We start from the raw sequence: 16026 nt of genomic DNA, 5'->3' as shown, positions 1-16026 counted from the left end.
CAGCCACTCGCGCCCCACCACTCTGGCGGTCCCCGCCGCCACCAGCGCCGAGGCCGCCAGCCAGGCGCTGCCCCAGAGCGGAGTGGTGAGAAATTGATCGTAAAGAAAGGCGCCATACTGGCCCAACGAGAGCAGACCGACTGCCCCCAGCCCCCACGCCAGCAGCCGATGGCGGCGGCGCGGTTTGCTGACGAAGGCGCTCTCCACCTCGGTGAACTCGTCCAGCTCGTCGAGGCGCTCGAAACTCGCCTCCTCCAGCCGCTGGGCTGGTGCGGGCGGTCGCTCGTCACTGGCCACCGTCATGGCAGGCTCAAGGATCACCTTGCCCTGCAGTGGTGGCCGCTCTTTTATCTGATCGTTCATCGCATTGTTCTCCTGTGCGCAGCCTTCGGCTCAGGTGCCAAGACCGCACACCGTTATTCGAGGTGATCCCCGAGCAGAAACTCCAGCGCCGCATCGAGCCGGATATGGGGCAACGCCTGATGGGCGCTCATGGGCATGGGGCGAAACGCCTGAAAATCAAAGCCCTGACTGTTCCACCACTGCACAGGCGGAATATGAGGCGGCACCTCCCCGGGGAACAGCAGCAGCGGCTCACCGCTCAGGCTGGTGCCGCGGATGGCGGGGAACTCGCGGCCATTGGCCACCCCCTTGCCCACTTCGGTCGCCTTGATGGCGGCGAGCGCCAGACACTCAGTGGTGATCCCCTCAAAACGGGCCTGCCCGCGGCCACTGCGCACCAGATGCTGGAGCAGGGAGACCATGGGCGCATGCTGTTCGGGGGTGACGTGATCGGCCTTGCTCGCCACAAACAGCAGCTTGTCGATGCGGGGCGAGAAGAGCCGCCGCCACCAGTTACTCTTGCCGTAGGCAAAGCTCTCCATGATGCGGGCGATGGCCTGCTGCATGTCGCCAAAGCTGGCTGCCCCGGCGTTGAGGGGCTGCAGGCAATCCACCAGCACGATCTGGCGATCAAAGCCGGCAAAGTGCTGCTCATAAAAACCCTGCACCAGATGCTGCTTGTACTGCTCGAAGCGCTGCTTGAGAGTGGCGTAAAGAGTGCCATCGGCGGGCTCGCTGTCAGGCTTCTCCCACACCCAGGGGACAAACTGCAGCATGGGGGCACCGGCATACTCCCCCGGCAACACGAAGCGACCGGGTTGAATAAGGTGCAATCCCAACTCCTGTTTGCAGGCATGCAGATAGGCGGTGTAGCGCTCGGCAAGCTCAGCCACCGGCCGCTCTTCGAAGCGCTGATCGACCTGCCACCCGGGTGTCAGCCAGCTGGCGGCAAGTGCCTGCAGCTCTGGGCGACGAAGCTGCTCGCGCACCTGTTCGCTCCACTGCTCGTAGCTCATCTCCAGCAGCGGCAAGTCGAGCAGCCACTCCCCGGGGTAGTCCACCAGATCCACGTATAGGGTGGAGATCTCCCCCAGATGCTTGCGCAGGGGATGACGGGTGCGATAGCGAATTTCGAGACGCACCTCGGCCACGCCGCGGGTGGGCTCGGGCCAGGCAGGTGGATCGCCAAACAGGGAGTCGAGGCCACGCTCGTAGGCAAAGGTGGGGATGTGGGCATTGAGCTGCGGCACCCGGCGGGCGCCGAGGATGCGCCCCTGACGCAGGGCATCCCACAACGGCAAACGGCCATCGATGGCCGCGTGTTCCAGCTGGTTGACCAGCGCCGTGATAAAGGCGGTTTTGCCGCTGCGAGAGAGGCCGGTCACCGCCAGCCGAATATGGCGATCCCGCACCCGGTTCACCACGTCGTTCGCCTTGTGTTGCAGGCGAGTCAACTTCTGTTCCAGTTTATTGAGTATCAAGGCTTGACCCGTTCTCCCTTGGTGGTTGCATCTGGATAGCTGGTGTCGATGGTGGCGCATCACGGGAGGCGCCGCCATCGACATGGGGGCTTCAGCAAGCACTACAGCTTGCGAAACTCCCGCTGCAGGGTGAACTCCCTGGAGGTCACCAGCTTCTCGATCCGCTGAACTCTGGGCTCCAGCGCGTCAAGTTCCTGCGCGATGCGGCCCAGCGCCTGATGAGGGGTGATCCCCGCCTGCCAGCTGCGCGCTTTCATCCGCACCTCGGCAAAGTCGGCATCCTCTTGCGAATAGAGGGTGACCGGCTTTTTGTCGAGCAGGAACCAGGCAGCGATATAGGCGGTGAAGGTAATGAAACCGGCGAAGATAAGGCCACTGATGGCGAGCAGCCGCACGATCCAGGTCTCCACCCCGAAATACTCAGCCAAACCGGCACAGATCCCGGCTATCTTGCCACGCTGGGGATCACGATAGAGGTTACGCCCTTCACGACTGACACTGCTCATACCTTGTTCCTCCAACCGGGTACTTCCGCATCCAGAATCGACTCCAGCGCGCCCACTCGCTCCTGCATCTTCTCGGTGCGAGCCAGCAGCCCTTGCAGCTGTTCCCGCTCGCTATCGGCAAGACCGGCGCCAATCCGCCCCTTGGCACGATAGTGCAGCACCAGCCAGATGGGAGCCACCACCACCATGAAGACCACCATGGGAACCATCAATACGCCCAGCAGATCTTCCATCTGTTACTCCCCCTGTTTGCCTTCGCTTTTGCTGTCGCCCTGGCCCAGCTTCTGGCGCATGGCTTCCAGCTCACGACTTATCTGATCGTCCACTTCCAGCTCGGCAAACTGCTGCGCCAGCGCCTTGTCGGACTGACCCAGATCGGCGCGCGCTTCCATTTCGTCGATGCGACGCTCCATCCGCTCAAACTTGCTCACCACCGCCTGGCTCTCGCCACGGGCTACCTGGCTCTGCACATTGAGACGGCTGCTGGCCGCTTCGGTGCGAATGGCCATCGCCTTTTGACGGGCGCGGGCATCTTCCAGCTTGGCTTCGAGCTGACGGATCTCCTCACCCAGCTTCTCGATACCGCTGTCGACCGCTTGCTGCTCGCGGTAGAGGGTCTCTGACAACTCGGTCTGTTTCTTCTTCTCGATAAGGGCGGCGCGGGCCAGATCTTCACGTCCCTTGGTCAGGGCCAGCTCGGCCTTGGCTTGCCACTCGTCGACCCGCTCCTGATGACGGGCGACCTGACGACCAATCTCTTTCTGGCTGGCGAGGAAGCGGGCCAGATTGGAGCGCTCCTTGACCAGCTCGTCCTCCATCTCCTGGATGATCAGGCGCACCATCTTCTGGGGATCTTCTGCCTTGTCGAGCAGGGCCGTCAGGTTGGAATTGATGATGTCGGCCAGACGGGAAAAAATACTCATGATTGCACTCCTGTTATTGGCATGGCGTTGTTTCTCCATTGAGAATGGCAACTTGTGTGCCAATCTGGAACAAAATTTAACTTGTTGATTTATATGGGGCAGAATAGCCGGATTGCAAGATGCCTCACGCAAGTGATGATTAAAATCACCAACTTTTGGTAAGATTGACCAGCTTTTACAACTGACAGGGATCACTATGACCACGGCCACGGAAAGCCTGCTGGGGGAATCCAACGCATTTCTCGAGATCATTGAGCAGGCCTCACGGCTCGCCCCGCTGCGCAAACCCGTGCTGATCATCGGTGAGCGTGGGACGGGCAAGGAGCTGATCGCCCACCGCCTACATTATCTCTCGGCGCGCTGGGATCAAAGCTTTGTCACCATCAACTGCGCCACCCTGAGCGAGAGCCTGCTGGAAACCGAGCTGTTCGGTCATGAAGCGGGATCGTTTACCGGCGCGGCCAAGCGCCATCAGGGCCGCTTCGAGCGGGCCGATGGCGGCACCCTCTTCCTCGACGAGCTGGCCACCACCAGCGCCAGGGTGCAGGAGAAGTTGCTGCGGGTCATCGAGTATGGCGAGTTCGAGCGAGTGGGTGGGGCCAAGCCCCTCAAGGTGGATGTGCGACTGGTCTGCGCCACCAACGAGGATCTCCCTGCGCTGGCCGACAAGGGGCAGTTTCGCCACGATCTGCTCGACCGGCTCGCGTTTGATGTGATCACCCTCCCCCCTTTGCGGGAGCGGCGGGAAGATATCCTGATGCTGGCGGAGCACTTCGCCCACAGCATGACCCGGGAGCTGGGCTATCCGCTGTTTGCCGGTTTCTCGCGCAAGGCGACCCAGTTGCTGCTGGATTACCACTGGCCGGGCAATGTGAGAGAGCTGAAGAACGTGGTGGAGCGCAGTATCTATCGTCAGGGCAATCCCCAGCTGCCGCTCTCGACCCTGGTGCTCAACCCGTTTGATTCCCCCTGGCGACCACAGGTCACGCAACCTGCGCAAGAGGCCCGAAGCGAGGTACAATCTGCATCCCCCCTCGCCTTGCCGCTCGATCTCAAGCAGGCGGTGGCGGAGTACGAGATTAATTTACTCAAGCAAGCGATGCAGCAATCCCAGTATAATCAGCGCAAAGCCGCTCAACTGCTGGCCTTAAGCTATCACCAGTTCCGTGGCATGCTACGCAAATATCAGCTGCTGGATGGCGATAACGATGCAGAACAAGAGTGAAGGAGCGCGGTTGATGCCGACTCCAGCAACACGCCAGCCTTCGCGCTGGCACATTTGTATCAAAACGTGCGTACAAAACCCCTATAAGAACATGGTTCAACAATGAGAATGCTCACACCCTTGCTGCTGGGTCTGCTGGTGCTGGTCACCGGCTGCCAGAAGCAACCCGAGGCCTCCAAAACCGGACTCATCTATTGTGCTGAGGGATCCCCCCTCTCCTTCAATCCCCATGTTTCCAACTCCGGGGTGACACTGGATGCCAGTGCCCGTCCGCTCTACGACCGCCTGCTGGAGGTGAACCCCAACACCCTGGCGCTGGAGCCGGCGCTCGCCACCAACTGGCATGTCAGCGAGGATGGCCTCACCTATACCCTGACCCTGCGCAAAGGGGTGACGTTTCACCATACCCCCTGGTTCAAGCCCACCCGCACTTTCAATGCCGATGACGTGGTCTTCACCTATGCCCGCCAGCTGGACGAGCAGCACCCCTATCACAATGTGTCCGGGGGCGATTACCCCTACTTCTACAGCCTGGGGCAAGATCTGCTGATCAAGCGGGTGAGCAAGAAGGGGCCGCAGACGGTAGTGTTCGAGCTGAACCAGCCGAACGCCTCCTTCCTCGCCACTCTGGCCAGCGACTATGCGGTGATCCTCTCCGCCGAATACGCCGAGCAGATGTTGCAGGCGGGCACGCCAGCCCTGCTGGATAGCCGCCCCATCGGCACCGGACCGTTCAGCTTCAAGGAGTATCGCCACAACGAGTTCATCCGCTATCTGCGCCACCCCGGCTATTGGGGCGGCGATGCCAAGATTGAACAGCTGGTCTACGACATCACCCCCAAATCCGCCAAACGGCTGGCCAAGCTGCTGACCGGCGAGTGCGACGTGATGAGCACCCCTTCCGCCAGCCAGCTCTCGGTGATCAAGCAAAATCCGGCGCTGAGCCTCTCGGTCCAGTCGGGGATGAACGTCGCCTTTTTGGCCCTCAATACCCGCAAGCCGCCGTTCAACAACGTCAAGGTGCGGCAGGCCATTGCCAGCGCCATCAATATCGACAACCTGCTGCAGGCGGTCTATTTCGATACCGGTCTGCCCGCCAACAGCCTGCTGCCGACCCTCTCATGGGGGTACAACCCCAGCCTGCCCGAGCGCAAACCCGATCTGAAACGGGCACGCCAGCTGCTCAAGGAGGCGGGTCTGGAGAAAGGGTTCGAGATGCAGGTGCTGGTACAGCCGGACGCCCGCCCCTACAACCCGGATGCGGTCAAGACCGCCCAGCTGATCCGCAGCGATCTGGCCAAGGTCGGGATCAAGCTCAAGATCGTGCAACGGGAGTGGCCGGTGATCGAAGGCCGCCTCACCAAGGGGCAGTACGACAGCCTGCTCTCCGGCTGGATTGCCGACAACGCCGATCCGGACAACTTCTTCCGCCAGCTGCTGAGCTGCTCGGCAGTGGAGCGCGGCAACAACTACAGCCGCTGGTGCAGCCCGGCCTTCGATCAGTTGCTGGATGATGCGGTCACCACGCCCCAGCTCTCGTTCCGGCTGCGTAACTACTACTATGCCCAGACCCTGCTTAACGAACAGCTGCCGCTGATCCCGCTGGCGCACGCCTTGCGTACCCAGGTCAGCCGCAGCGACATCGAGGGGCTGACGCTGATGCCCTTTGGCGGCACCTCCTTCAACCAGGCTCACAGGGAGTAAGCATGCTTCTATACACCTTGCGCCGCATCAACCTGCTGCTTATCACTCTGCTGGCGCTGACCTTTGTCGCCTATCTGCTGGACTATCGGCTGATCGGCCATCAGCTCAGCTTCTGGAGCGGCTATCCCGACTTCCTGCGCCGCATTTTCGCAGGTGACCTGGGGCTCTCCAGCGTCTCCGGGCTGCCGGTGCTGGACGAGATCCGTCACTACTTCCCGGCGACCCTGATCCTCTGTCTGGCGGCGTTCGCCATCTCGCTGCTGGTGGGCATTCCCCTCGGCACCCTGGCGGCCCTGTCACAGGGCAAGACGCTGGATCTCTCCATCATGACTGCCGGTCTTATCGGCTATGCGGTGCCGGTGTTCTGGCTGGCGCTGCTGGTGGTAATGCTCTTTTCGCTGGATCTCGGCTGGTTGCCAGCCTCCGGGCAGATCAGCCTGCTCTACGACGTGCCCCCCATCACGGGCATCGCGGTGATCGATGTGCTGCTCAGCAACGAACCCTGGCGGCAAGCGGCGCTGCACGATGCCCTGCGCCACCTGATCCTTCCGTCACTGGTGCTGGCGGTGGTGCCCACTACCGAGGTGATCCGCCATGTGCGCAGTTCCCTCATCGACGTGATGAAGCAGAACTACATCAAGGCGGCGGCGAGCCGGGGCCTTTCCAAGGCGCAGATCGTCTGGCGCCATGGTCTGAAGAACGCCCTGCCGCCGGTACTGCCGCTGCTGGGTCTGCAACTGGGTAGCGTGCTCACCTCCGCCATGATCACCGAGGTGGTGTTCGAGTGGCACGGGATCGGCCGCTGGCTTATCAGCAGCATCGCCCTGCAGGATTACGCCGCCATTCGCGGCGCGACCCTGGTGGTGGCCAGTTTCGTGATCCTGACCAGCGTCAGCACCGAGTTGCTGACCACCCTTATCTATCCGGCACGGCGCAAAGAGTTGTATGCCAAACAAGATTGAACGCGCTCATGGCGTGACCAGGAGCCAGGTATCCTATGCAAGATAAATCGAACATCTATCCCGAGCTCAAGATCCTCTCGCCCCTTGAGCAGACGTGGGCCTCCTACAGCCGCAATCCGTTGGCGATGGCGGGGCTCTGGTGCTTTTTGCTGTTGCTGCTCATCACGCTGGTGGGGCCGCTGGTCGTCCCCTACGGCATCGATGAACAGCATACCGACAAGCTGCTGCTCGCCCCCTCGTGGGCGGCGACCGGCAACATCGACTACTTCCTCGGCACCGACGATCTGGGGCGCGACATGCTCTCCCGGCTGGTGGTGGGGGCGCGTCTCACTTTCGGCTATGCGCTGGTCGTGGTGGTGATCGCCATGGTGGTGGGCTCCGCCATCGGTATCCTCGGCGGCATGAGCAAGGGGCTTAAATCGAGCGTGCTGCACCACCTGCTCGATACCCTGCTCTCCATCCCCTCCCTGCTGATGGCCATCATCATGGTTGCCATCATGGGGCCGGGTTTTGGCAATACCCTGATAGCCATTACCCTGGCGTTGATCCCGCCCTTTATCCGGGCCACCTACAACGCAGTACATGCCGAGATGCAGAAGGAGTACATCACCGCCAGCCGCCTCGATGGCTCGCCTCCCTTCCGGATCATGCGTCTGGCTATTTTGCCCAACATTGTCGAAACCCTGGTGGCCCAGACCACCCGCACCTTGTCGGCGGCCATTCTCGATATCTCAGCAGTCGGTTTTCTCGGCCTCGGCGCCCAATCTCCCCAACCGGAGTGGGGCACCATGCTGGCCGATTCGAGCGACCTCATCTATCTCGCCCCCTGGACCGTCACCCTGCCCGGCATCGCCATCCTGTTCAGCGTGCTGGTGACCAATTTAGTTGGTGAAGGCATTCGTGAAGCACTCAAAGAGGGGAATGACTGATGCCGCTGCTCGACATTCGCAATCTCACCATCGAGATCGACACCCCGCAAGGCAAGGTCAAGGCGGTGGACAAGGTGAGCCTGACCCTGACCGAGGGGGAGATCCGCGGTCTGGTGGGTGAATCCGGCTCCGGCAAGAGTCTGATCGCCAAGGTGATCGTCGGCATCGAGAAGGACAACTGGACGGTACGTGCCGACCGGATGCGCTTCAACGACATGGATCTGCTGACCATGGCTCCCAAGGAGCGCCGTCGCATCATGGGTCGCGAGATCGCCATGATCTTCCAGGACCCCATCAGCTGTCTCGACCCCTCCGAGGAGATCGGCACCCAGCTGGAAGAGGCGATCCCGACCGATTCGTTCGAGGGACAATTCTGGCAGCGCTTCCAGTGGCGCAAGAAGAAGGCCATCGCCCTGCTGCACCGGGTAGGCGTCAAGGATCACCGCAAGGTGATGCGCGCCTATCCCCACGAGCTGTCGGATGGCATGTGCCAGAAGGTGATGATCGCCATGGCCATTGCCAACCAGCCGCGTCTGCTGGTAGCCGACGAGCCCACCAGCGCCATGGAGTCCACCACCCACTCCCAGATCCTGCGACTGCTGGACAAGATGAACAAGCTGGGCAATACCACCATCCTGATCATCAGTAACGACATCGCCGCCATTGCCAACCTGACCGATACCATCAACGTGATGTACTGCGGCCAGATGGTGGAAGTGGGCACCCGGGAGCAGATCCTCGAGACCCCGCATCACCCCTATACCGATGCCCTGCTCAAATCGATCCCCGACTTTGACAAGCTGGTGCGCCACAAGTCGCGCCTCGAAACCCTGCCCGGCGTCATCCCGCCGCTGCAACACCTGCCCATCGGTTGCCGTCTGGGGCCGCGCTGCCCCTACGCCCAGAAGCAGTGCGTGCAGACTCCGTTGATGAACAAGATCAAGGGCCATCAGTTCAGCTGCCACTTCCCGCTGAACATGGAGGAGCCGAAAAAATGATGACCGTTAATGCCCCCATGAAGGAGCCCCGCTTGTGATCGAGCCATCCCTGTTGCAGGTCAGAGGCCTTAGCAAAACCTACCAGAACCGCACCGGTCTGTTCCGTCGTCAGGCGGTGGAGGCGATCAAGCCCCTCTCGTTCGATCTCGAAGTGGGTCAGACCCTCGCCATCGTCGGCGAGGCAGGCTCCGGCAAGAGCACCCTCGCCCGCATTCTGGCCGGCATGATCGAACCCACCAGCGGCGACATCGCCATCGACGGCCAGCTGATGGTGCATGGCGATTACCAGACTCGCTGCAAGCTGCTGCGGATGATTTTTCAGGATCCCAACACCTCGCTGAACCGCAAGATCCGGGTCGGCCAGATCCTGGAGACGCCGCTGCGTCTCAACACCGAGATGACCGAGGAGGAGCGCCGCGAGAAAGTGGTGCAGACCCTGCGTATGGTGGGGATGCTGCCGGATCACGCCCTGTTCTATCCGCAGATGCTCTCCTCCGGTCAGCAGCAGCGGGTGGCGCTGGCGCGGGCGCTGATCCTCAACCCCAAGATAGTGGTGGCCGATGAGGCGCTCTCCACTCTGGATATCTCGGTACGCTCCCAGATCATCAATCTGCTGCTGGAGATGCAGGAGACCATGGGACTGAGTTATGTGCTGGTAGCCAACGATTTGGGTATCGTCAGCCATATCAGTGACGAGGTGCTGGTAATGCACGAAGGTCGGGTGGTGGAGCGCGGCAAGACTCTCAAGGTGTTTGCCGATCCCCAGCATGAGGTGACTCGCCGTCTCATCCAGAACTACAACAACGAATACCGCAAATAGAGAGGCGCTGGCCGCCTCCCTCACCGCTGTGTTTCGCCGAGCTCACACGGCGGGATCAAAAAAGCCCACTGCATGCAGTGGGCTTTCTGTTACCGGCGTTGCTGCTTAGGCTTGCAGCAGCAGACGGTTGATGCGGGAGACGAAGCTCGCCGGATCGTTAAGCCCGCCCTGCTCGGCCAGCTGGGCCTGTTCATGCAGCAGGGTGACCCACTCACCGAACAGTGCCTCGTCTTCAATGGTGTCGAGTTTCTTCACCAGCGCGTGATCAGGGTTGAGCTCCAGAATGTACTTCTGCTCCGGTACCGGCTGGCCGGCCGCACGCATCAGCTTGATCATCTGGGTGCTCATACCGTAGGCGTCGGTGACGATGCAGGAGGGGGAGTCGGTCAGACGGTGAGTGACACGCACCTCTTTCACTGCATCGCCCAGGCTCTTCTTGACCCGCTCCACCAGACCGGCGTTGGCCTTCTCGGCCTCTTCCTGCGCCTGCTTGGAGGCTTCGTCTTCCAGATCGCCGAGATCCAGTTCGCCACGGGTGACGGAGATAAGCTGCTTGCCGTCGAACTCGGTCAGGTGGCTCATCAGCCACTCATCCACACGCTCCCACATCAGCAGCACTTCGACCCCCTTCTTGCGGAAGATCTCGAGGTGCGGGCTGTTCTTGGCTGCAGCATAGGAGTCAGCGGTGATGTAGTAGATCTTCTGCTGGCCTTCCTTCATGCGGCCAACGTAATCCTCAAGAGAGACAGTCTGGGCTTCGCCCTCGCCAGCGGTGCTGGCAAAGCGCAGGAGCTTGGCGATCTCTTCGCGGTTGGCGTAATCCTCGGCCGGGCCCTCTTTGAGCACGTTACCGAACTCTTTCCAGAACTTGGCGTACTTCTCGGCATCGTCTTTCGCCAGCTTGGAGAGCATGGTCAGCACGCGCTTGGAGCAAGCCTTGCGCAGGGAGGCGGTCACCTTGTTGTCCTGCAGGATTTCACGGCTAACGTTGAGCGGCAGATCGTTGGAGTCCAGCACCCCTTTGACGAAGCGCAGGTAGGTCGGCATAAACTGCTCGGCGTCATCCATGATGAAGACGCGCTGCACGTAGAGCTTCAGGCCGTGCTTCTGCTCGCGGTTATAGAGGTCAAACGGTGCGCGGGCCGGCACGTAGAGCAGGCTGGTGTACTCCTGCGCGCCTTCCACCCGGTTGTGACCCCACAGCAACGGATCTTCAAAGTCGTGGGCGACGTGCTTGTAGAACTCCTGATACTCCTCGTCCTTGATATCTTTCGGGTTGCGGGTCCACAGTGCCGTGGCGCGGTTGACCTGCTCCCACTCGCCCGGGGTGCCGACGATGGTCTCACCATCCTCTTCGCGATCCGGGGTGCCCTCTTTGTACATCTCTACAGGCACGCTGATGTGATCGGAATATTTGCCCACCACGGAGCGCAGACGCCAGTCGTCGAGGAACTCGTCCTCTTCGGCACGCAGGTGCAGGATGACATCGGTACCGCGACCCTCTTTGGTCACGTCAGCGACGGTGAAGGAGCCTTCCCCTTCCGATTCCCACTGTACGCCCTGCTCCGGAGCAGTACCGGCGGCACGGGAGACCACGGTCACCTTGTCGGCCACGATAAAGGCGGAGTAGAAACCGACCCCGAACTGACCGATCAGTTGGGAATCCTTACCCTGATCGCCGGAGAGGTTTTTGAAGAATTCTGCGGTGCCGGACTTGGCGATGGTACCCAGATGCTCAATCACCTGATCACGGGTCATACCGATCCCGTTATCGGAGATGGTCAGGGTACGCTTCTCTTTGTCCACCACCAGACGCACACGCAACTGGCCGTCGTTTTCGAACAAAGAGGCATCGGAAAGCGCCTTGAAGCGCAGCTTGTCCGCCGCATCGGAGGCGTTGGAGATCAGCTCGCGCAGGAATACTTCTTTGTTGGAGTAGAGGCTGTGAGCCATCAGGCTCAGCAGTTGTTTGACTTCAGTCTGAAAGCCGTGGGTTTCGGCATGAACACTTTGGGTCATGGACCAATCCTCAGAAACATCGGGTTGAACATATGCCCAACCTAGATGGGGACAGCGATCCAAATATCAAGGGGGCGAATGTGCAATCCTGCTCATTCGCCCCCTGTTGGCGTGTAACCGCCGATTTTATGTTCAGTTTTTCGCGACTTACCGCCACCCGCCCCTTACTTGAGGCGCTGGCGCCCCATCAGGGAGTGGGAAAGCGTAGTGCCATCCACCAGTTCCAGCTCGCCCCCCACCGGCACCCCGTGGGCGATGCGGCTCACCTCCACCCCGGCCGCACGGGCCATGTCGGCGATATACCAGGCGGTGGCATCCCCCTCGATGGTCGGATTGGTGGCGAGGATCAGTTCGCTGATGTGCTCTTCCTTTAGACGGCGCTCGAGAATATCGAGCCCCAGCTCCTCCGGGCCGATGCCGTCCAGCGGCGACAGATGACCCATCAGCACAAAGTAGCGACCGGAGAACTGGCCGGTCTGCTCGATGGCCGCCACGTCCGCCGGGCTCTCCACCACGCAGAGCAGGCCATTCTCTTCCCGCTTGGGATTGGCGCAGATATCGCAGCGGTCGTTCTCGGTAAAGGTGCGGCAGTGGCTGCAATGACCGATCTCGGTCAGGGCGCGAGAGAGCAGCTGGGCCAACCGCAAACCGCCGCTGCGCTCACGCTCGAGCAGGGTAAAGGCCATCCGCTGGGCAGACTTGGGCCCCACTCCCGGCAATACCTGCAGGGCTTTCATCATCTCATCGAGCAGGGGACTGAACTTCATAACACTCCTTACACGGGCCTGCCCCTCGCCACCACCAGGGCCACGACGGGTCAGCAAAACAGGATAACGCCATTGGCGCAGGACTATACCCGAGCCCGCCGCCCATCGCCATCGGCTTGCCCACAGCGCTCGCAAAAACCCGGATAGCAAAAAGCCCTGATGTTTCCATCAGGGCTTTGCAATGTGGCGGTGAGGGAGGGATTCGAACCCTCGATACGTTGCCGTATACACACTTTCCAGGCGTGCTCCTTCAGCCACTCGGACACCTCACCAAATTTTTGCTCACTGCTTTATGTGCTTGAGCTGCACATTCACTGGCGGACCATGCCGCGGCGACGGGGCGTAATGTAAGGGATACGATGGCTTTTGGTCAATGCAATTTTTTACTTTTTGCGTTCGTTTGCTCAATATCCGAACCAAGTGACCAAAAATATGCCGTTTCGTATCCCTTTCAATCAATTTACTGCCGCTTCGTGCAAATGTTCACCTTTGAGCGCCTCTTCCAGCGAGCCGTAAAATTCCAGCTTGCCGGGCTGCGGCCGTACCTTGGCACGGGCCAGGGTCTTGAGCGGTTGGAACTGCAACTCGGCCACCCGCAACTCGACCCCGGCTTTGGCCATCTGCTTGCCAAAGTGGAGGAAGGCAGACAGACCGCCCGCATCGAGGATGGAAACCGCCTCCATCTGCAACACCAGCACCTTGTGCCCTTTCACTTGCGCTTCCAGCTCGGCAAAGACCCGTTCGGCCGCGGCGAAGAAGAGCGGGCCGTTGATCTTGTAGAGCAGGCCGTTGTCCGGCACCTCATGGGCATAGCGCTTGTGCTCGGCCAAATCGAGCAGTTTGGTCATCTTGGCGATTTCGCGCATAAAGAGCAGGGATGCCAGGATCACCCCGAAGGTGATGGCGATGACCATGTCGAAAATGACGGTGAGTGACAGGCAGACCAGCAGCACCAGCACATCGGATTTGGGGGCGCGACGGATCAGCTCCACCACCTTGTGCGCTTCACTCATGTTCCAGGCCACGATGAGCAGCAAGGCAGCCATGGCCGAGAGCGGCAACCAGGAGAGCCAGGGGGCCAGCACCAGAATGGCGGCCAGCACCACCAGCGCATGGACGATCCCCGAGATGGGGGACGTAGCGCCGGCACGCACGTTGGCGGCAGAGCGGGCGATGGCAGCGGTAGCGGTAATGCCGCCAAAGAAGGGGGCGAAGATGTTGCCAAGCCCCTGCCCCACCAGCTCGGCGTTGGAGCTGTGTTTGCGACCGGTCATCCCATCGAGCACCACGGCGCAGAGCAGCGATTCGATCGCCCCCAGCATCGCCATGGAGAAGGCGGCAGGCAGCAGCCGCTCAACAGCCGCCAGGTTCCATTCAACTGGCAAGCCATCCGATCCGGGCAAGGCCCAGGGCATCACCAGGGTCGGCGCGATGGGCGGGATCCCCATCCCCTGGGTGCCATCAGCCAGGGTATAGCTGAACTTGCTGCCGATGGTGGCCACATCCACCCCAAAGTAATGGAGGCCAAAACCCAGACCTACCCCGACCAGCACTGCGGGCAGGTGGCCGGGCACCGGCAGACGCAGGCGCGGCCAGAGCAGCAGCACGGCCAGCGTTGCGACCCCCACCAGGGTATCGCCCCACTGCCAGCTTGGCAGGGCGGCGGCCAGCGCTTCGACCTTGCCCAGATAGGTTTCCGGCATCTCGGGCACGCTCAGTCCAAAGAAGTCCTTGATCTGCAAGGTGGCGATCACGATGGCGATACCACCGGTAAAGCCCAGCGTCACTGACGGAGGAATGTACTCGATAAGGCGGCCAAGACGGGCCATCCCCATCGCCACCAGAAAGAGGCCTGAGATGAGCGTCGCCATCAACAGACCGCCAACCCCGAACTGCTGGGCAACCGGATAGAGGATCACCACAAAGGCAGCGGTCGGGCCGGAGATGGAGTAGCGGGAGCCACCGGTCACTGCGATCACGATACCGGCAATGATGGCGGTATAGAGACCGTGTTGCGGCGGTACACCGCTGGCGATGGCCAGCGCCATGGCGAGCGGGATGGCGATGATGCCCACCGTCACACCGGCGATAAGATCACGGCCAAAGCGGGCCATGCTGTAGGGTTCATCAATACAGGACTGGCGTAAGGCTATGGCGAGCTTCACGCTATTTAAAGAGGCTTGCTTGTGCATGTATATCGTAATACCAGAAGAGGGAGATAAAGGCCGGAGAGATCCGGCGCCCGATCATCATCAAGGGCCGGCAGGGCTGTCGACGCGGCGATGGTATCCTGCGTAACCTTACTCCAGACGGGCCATTTTTTCGATGGGCAGGATCAATGAAACACGCGCACACCCATTATTTGGCCTATTTGTCGCCAAATCGCCGATGTTGACGATTGAGCTCCCCAATTTAGCTGCAAAGTTCACCACTTGAGTCTTATTGGCTTACCAGCACGTTCGCGACATCATGCTGGCATCATCAGGTTGATGCGAACCGAACCAATGCCCCCTGCGCCGGTTGGGGGAGCGATGGCAAGGGACTGATTGTGCTGAAAATAAACCGCAAAGCACAACTTTTGGGCAAACAGTCCGAAAATCCGGTTTTCGGGAAATTCGCGGGTTGACACCCGCCGCCCTGGTCATTAATATTCGCCCCGTCTTAACGAGACAGGCAATTCCTCCTTAGTTCAGTCGGTAGAACGGCGGACTGTTAATCCGTATGTCACTGGTTCAAGTCCAGTAGGAGGAGCCACTTTTCCCTCGTAGTTCAGTCGGTAGAACGGCGGACTGTTAATCCGTATGTCACAGGTTCAAGTCCTGTCGAGGGAGCCAAATTCTAAAGCCCAGCCTTTTGGCTGGGCTTTTTCGTATCTGCTGCTGTTTGCCTCAAACTTATCTCGCTTTCCCATCATCCTTGGCTGAGCGCAATCCGGACTCCCTGTTTTCGCTCAGTCTCAACCAGACTCGATGATGACTCTGATTCCTACCCGACCAGCTCAGTTGACTACATGTTTACGAGCAAGCAGTTTCCCGGAAGGTCGGGCATGACACAACAGGGGGAATTGCTTATTGGCGGGTGACCCGGATCTGCAGGGTCTGGCGCTCGCTCTGGCTGCCTCGCCCGCCCTGTAGCTGGGTGCCGAGGCTACTCCCCTGATCCGCTGAGCTGGTCGAAAGCTCTCCCACCGTCAGCCACTGGCCCGGGGCCCCGCTCACTTCGGTGGCACTCTGTCCCGTGCTGATGGTGCCCTGCTCCAGCCTCGCCTGCTCGCTGCTCAGCGCAATCTGCACCCGATCGCCAATCAAGGTGGCCGTGGCATAGAGGCCGTTCACCAGCGGCATCATCCC

At 60.7% G+C, this 16026-nt stretch carries 13 protein-coding genes, 3 tRNA genes and 2 pseudogenes; 8 read left to right on the top strand and 10 right to left on the bottom strand.

Annotation, left to right across the window (positions count from 1 at the left end; all coding sequences use genetic code 11):
- The 5 genes and pseudogenes from L972_RS06205 to pspA form a co-directional block, all read right to left on the bottom strand.
- A pseudogene (locus L972_RS06205) lies at positions 1–363 on the bottom strand (TIGR01620 family protein); the annotation flags it as partial.
- A gap of 53 nt (positions 364–416) precedes the next feature.
- A complete protein-coding gene (locus L972_RS06200) occupies positions 417–1823 on the bottom strand; it encodes a YcjX family protein (RefSeq protein WP_047436677.1) in 1407 nt (468 codons plus the stop codon).
- Between the two features lie 101 nt (positions 1824–1924).
- The gene (gene pspC, locus L972_RS06195) at positions 1925–2329 is read right to left on the bottom strand and encodes an envelope stress response membrane protein PspC (protein ID WP_005333670.1); all 405 of its coding nucleotides are present in this window, start codon (positions 2327–2329) and stop codon (positions 1925–1927) included.
- On the bottom strand, positions 2326–2562 hold the full coding sequence (gene pspB, locus L972_RS06190) for an envelope stress response membrane protein PspB (protein ID WP_005333672.1): 237 nt from the start codon (positions 2560–2562) through the stop codon (positions 2326–2328). Before pspB ends, pspC begins: the two co-directional genes overlap by 4 nt.
- 3 nt (positions 2563–2565) lie before the next feature.
- The gene (pspA, locus tag L972_RS06185; RefSeq protein ID WP_005361184.1) at positions 2566–3252 is read right to left on the bottom strand and encodes a phage shock protein PspA; all 687 of its coding nucleotides are present in this window, start codon (positions 3250–3252) and stop codon (positions 2566–2568) included.
- Positions 3253–3448: 196 nt separating this feature from the next.
- Here pspA and pspF point away from each other — a divergent pair, with 196 nt between their 5' ends.
- The 6 genes from pspF (at position 3449) to L972_RS06155 (ending at position 9890) form a co-directional block, all read left to right on the top strand.
- Complete coding sequence (gene pspF / locus L972_RS06180) at positions 3449–4477, top strand: phage shock protein operon transcriptional activator (protein ID WP_005333674.1); 1029 nt, start codon at positions 3449–3451, stop codon at positions 4475–4477.
- A 108-nt stretch (positions 4478–4585) separates the two neighbouring features.
- Positions 4586–6181, top strand: a complete 1596-nt coding sequence (sapA, locus tag L972_RS06175; RefSeq protein ID WP_041202111.1) for an ABC transporter substrate-binding protein SapA — start codon at positions 4586–4588, stop codon at positions 6179–6181.
- A 2-nt stretch (positions 6182–6183) separates the two neighbouring features.
- Entirely contained in the window at positions 6184–7143 is a 960-nt protein-coding gene (locus L972_RS06170; RefSeq protein ID WP_005333676.1) for an ABC transporter permease, read from the top strand.
- Between the two features lie 35 nt (positions 7144–7178).
- Positions 7179–8072: an ABC transporter permease subunit gene (locus tag L972_RS06165; protein WP_005333677.1), complete on the top strand. Its 894-nt coding sequence runs from the start codon at positions 7179–7181 to the stop codon at positions 8070–8072.
- Entirely contained in the window at positions 8072–9070 is a 999-nt protein-coding gene (locus tag L972_RS06160) for a peptide ABC transporter ATP-binding protein (protein ID WP_005333679.1), read from the top strand. The genes L972_RS06165 and L972_RS06160 overlap by 1 nt, the downstream gene beginning before the upstream one ends.
- Positions 9071–9104: 34 nt before the next feature.
- Positions 9105–9890 (top strand): peptide ABC transporter ATP-binding protein, encoded by a 786-nt coding sequence (locus tag L972_RS06155; protein ID WP_005333681.1) that lies wholly within the window; start codon positions 9105–9107, stop codon positions 9888–9890.
- Between the two features lie 105 nt (positions 9891–9995).
- Here the strand turns inward: L972_RS06155 and htpG are convergent, their stop codons facing one another.
- The 4 genes from htpG to dauA form a co-directional block, all read right to left on the bottom strand.
- Complete coding sequence (htpG, locus tag L972_RS06150; protein ID WP_005352676.1) at positions 9996–11909, bottom strand: molecular chaperone HtpG; 1914 nt, start codon at positions 11907–11909, stop codon at positions 9996–9998.
- Between the two features lie 164 nt (positions 11910–12073).
- Positions 12074–12676, bottom strand: coding sequence for a recombination mediator RecR (recR, locus tag L972_RS06145; RefSeq protein ID WP_019444931.1), 603 nt, complete (start codon positions 12674–12676; stop codon positions 12074–12076).
- Positions 12677–12860: 184 nt separating this feature from the next.
- A tRNA-Ser gene (locus L972_RS06140) sits at positions 12861–12948 on the bottom strand.
- Positions 12949–13131: 183 nt separating this feature from the next.
- Positions 13132–14868, bottom strand: a complete 1737-nt coding sequence (dauA, locus tag L972_RS06135) for a C4-dicarboxylic acid transporter DauA (RefSeq protein ID WP_047436665.1) — start codon at positions 14866–14868, stop codon at positions 13132–13134.
- A 486-nt stretch (positions 14869–15354) separates the two neighbouring features.
- Between dauA and L972_RS06130 the strand changes: the two genes are divergently transcribed.
- Positions 15355–15430: transfer RNA gene (locus L972_RS06130), tRNA-Asn, on the top strand.
- Between the two features lie 4 nt (positions 15431–15434).
- Positions 15435–15510, top strand: a tRNA-Asn gene (locus L972_RS06125).
- A 234-nt stretch (positions 15511–15744) separates the two neighbouring features.
- Here the strand turns inward: L972_RS06125 and L972_RS06120 are convergent.
- A pseudogene (locus tag L972_RS06120) lies at positions 15745–16026 on the bottom strand (hypothetical protein); the annotation flags it as partial.

Source organism: Aeromonas sp. ZOR0001 (assembly GCF_000801015.1).
In the GTDB taxonomy this organism is placed as follows: Bacteria; Pseudomonadota; Gammaproteobacteria; order Enterobacterales; family Aeromonadaceae; genus Aeromonas; species Aeromonas veronii.
The sequence above is the reverse complement of the archived record's forward strand: the minus strand, read 5'-3'. Positions and strand labels throughout refer to the sequence as shown.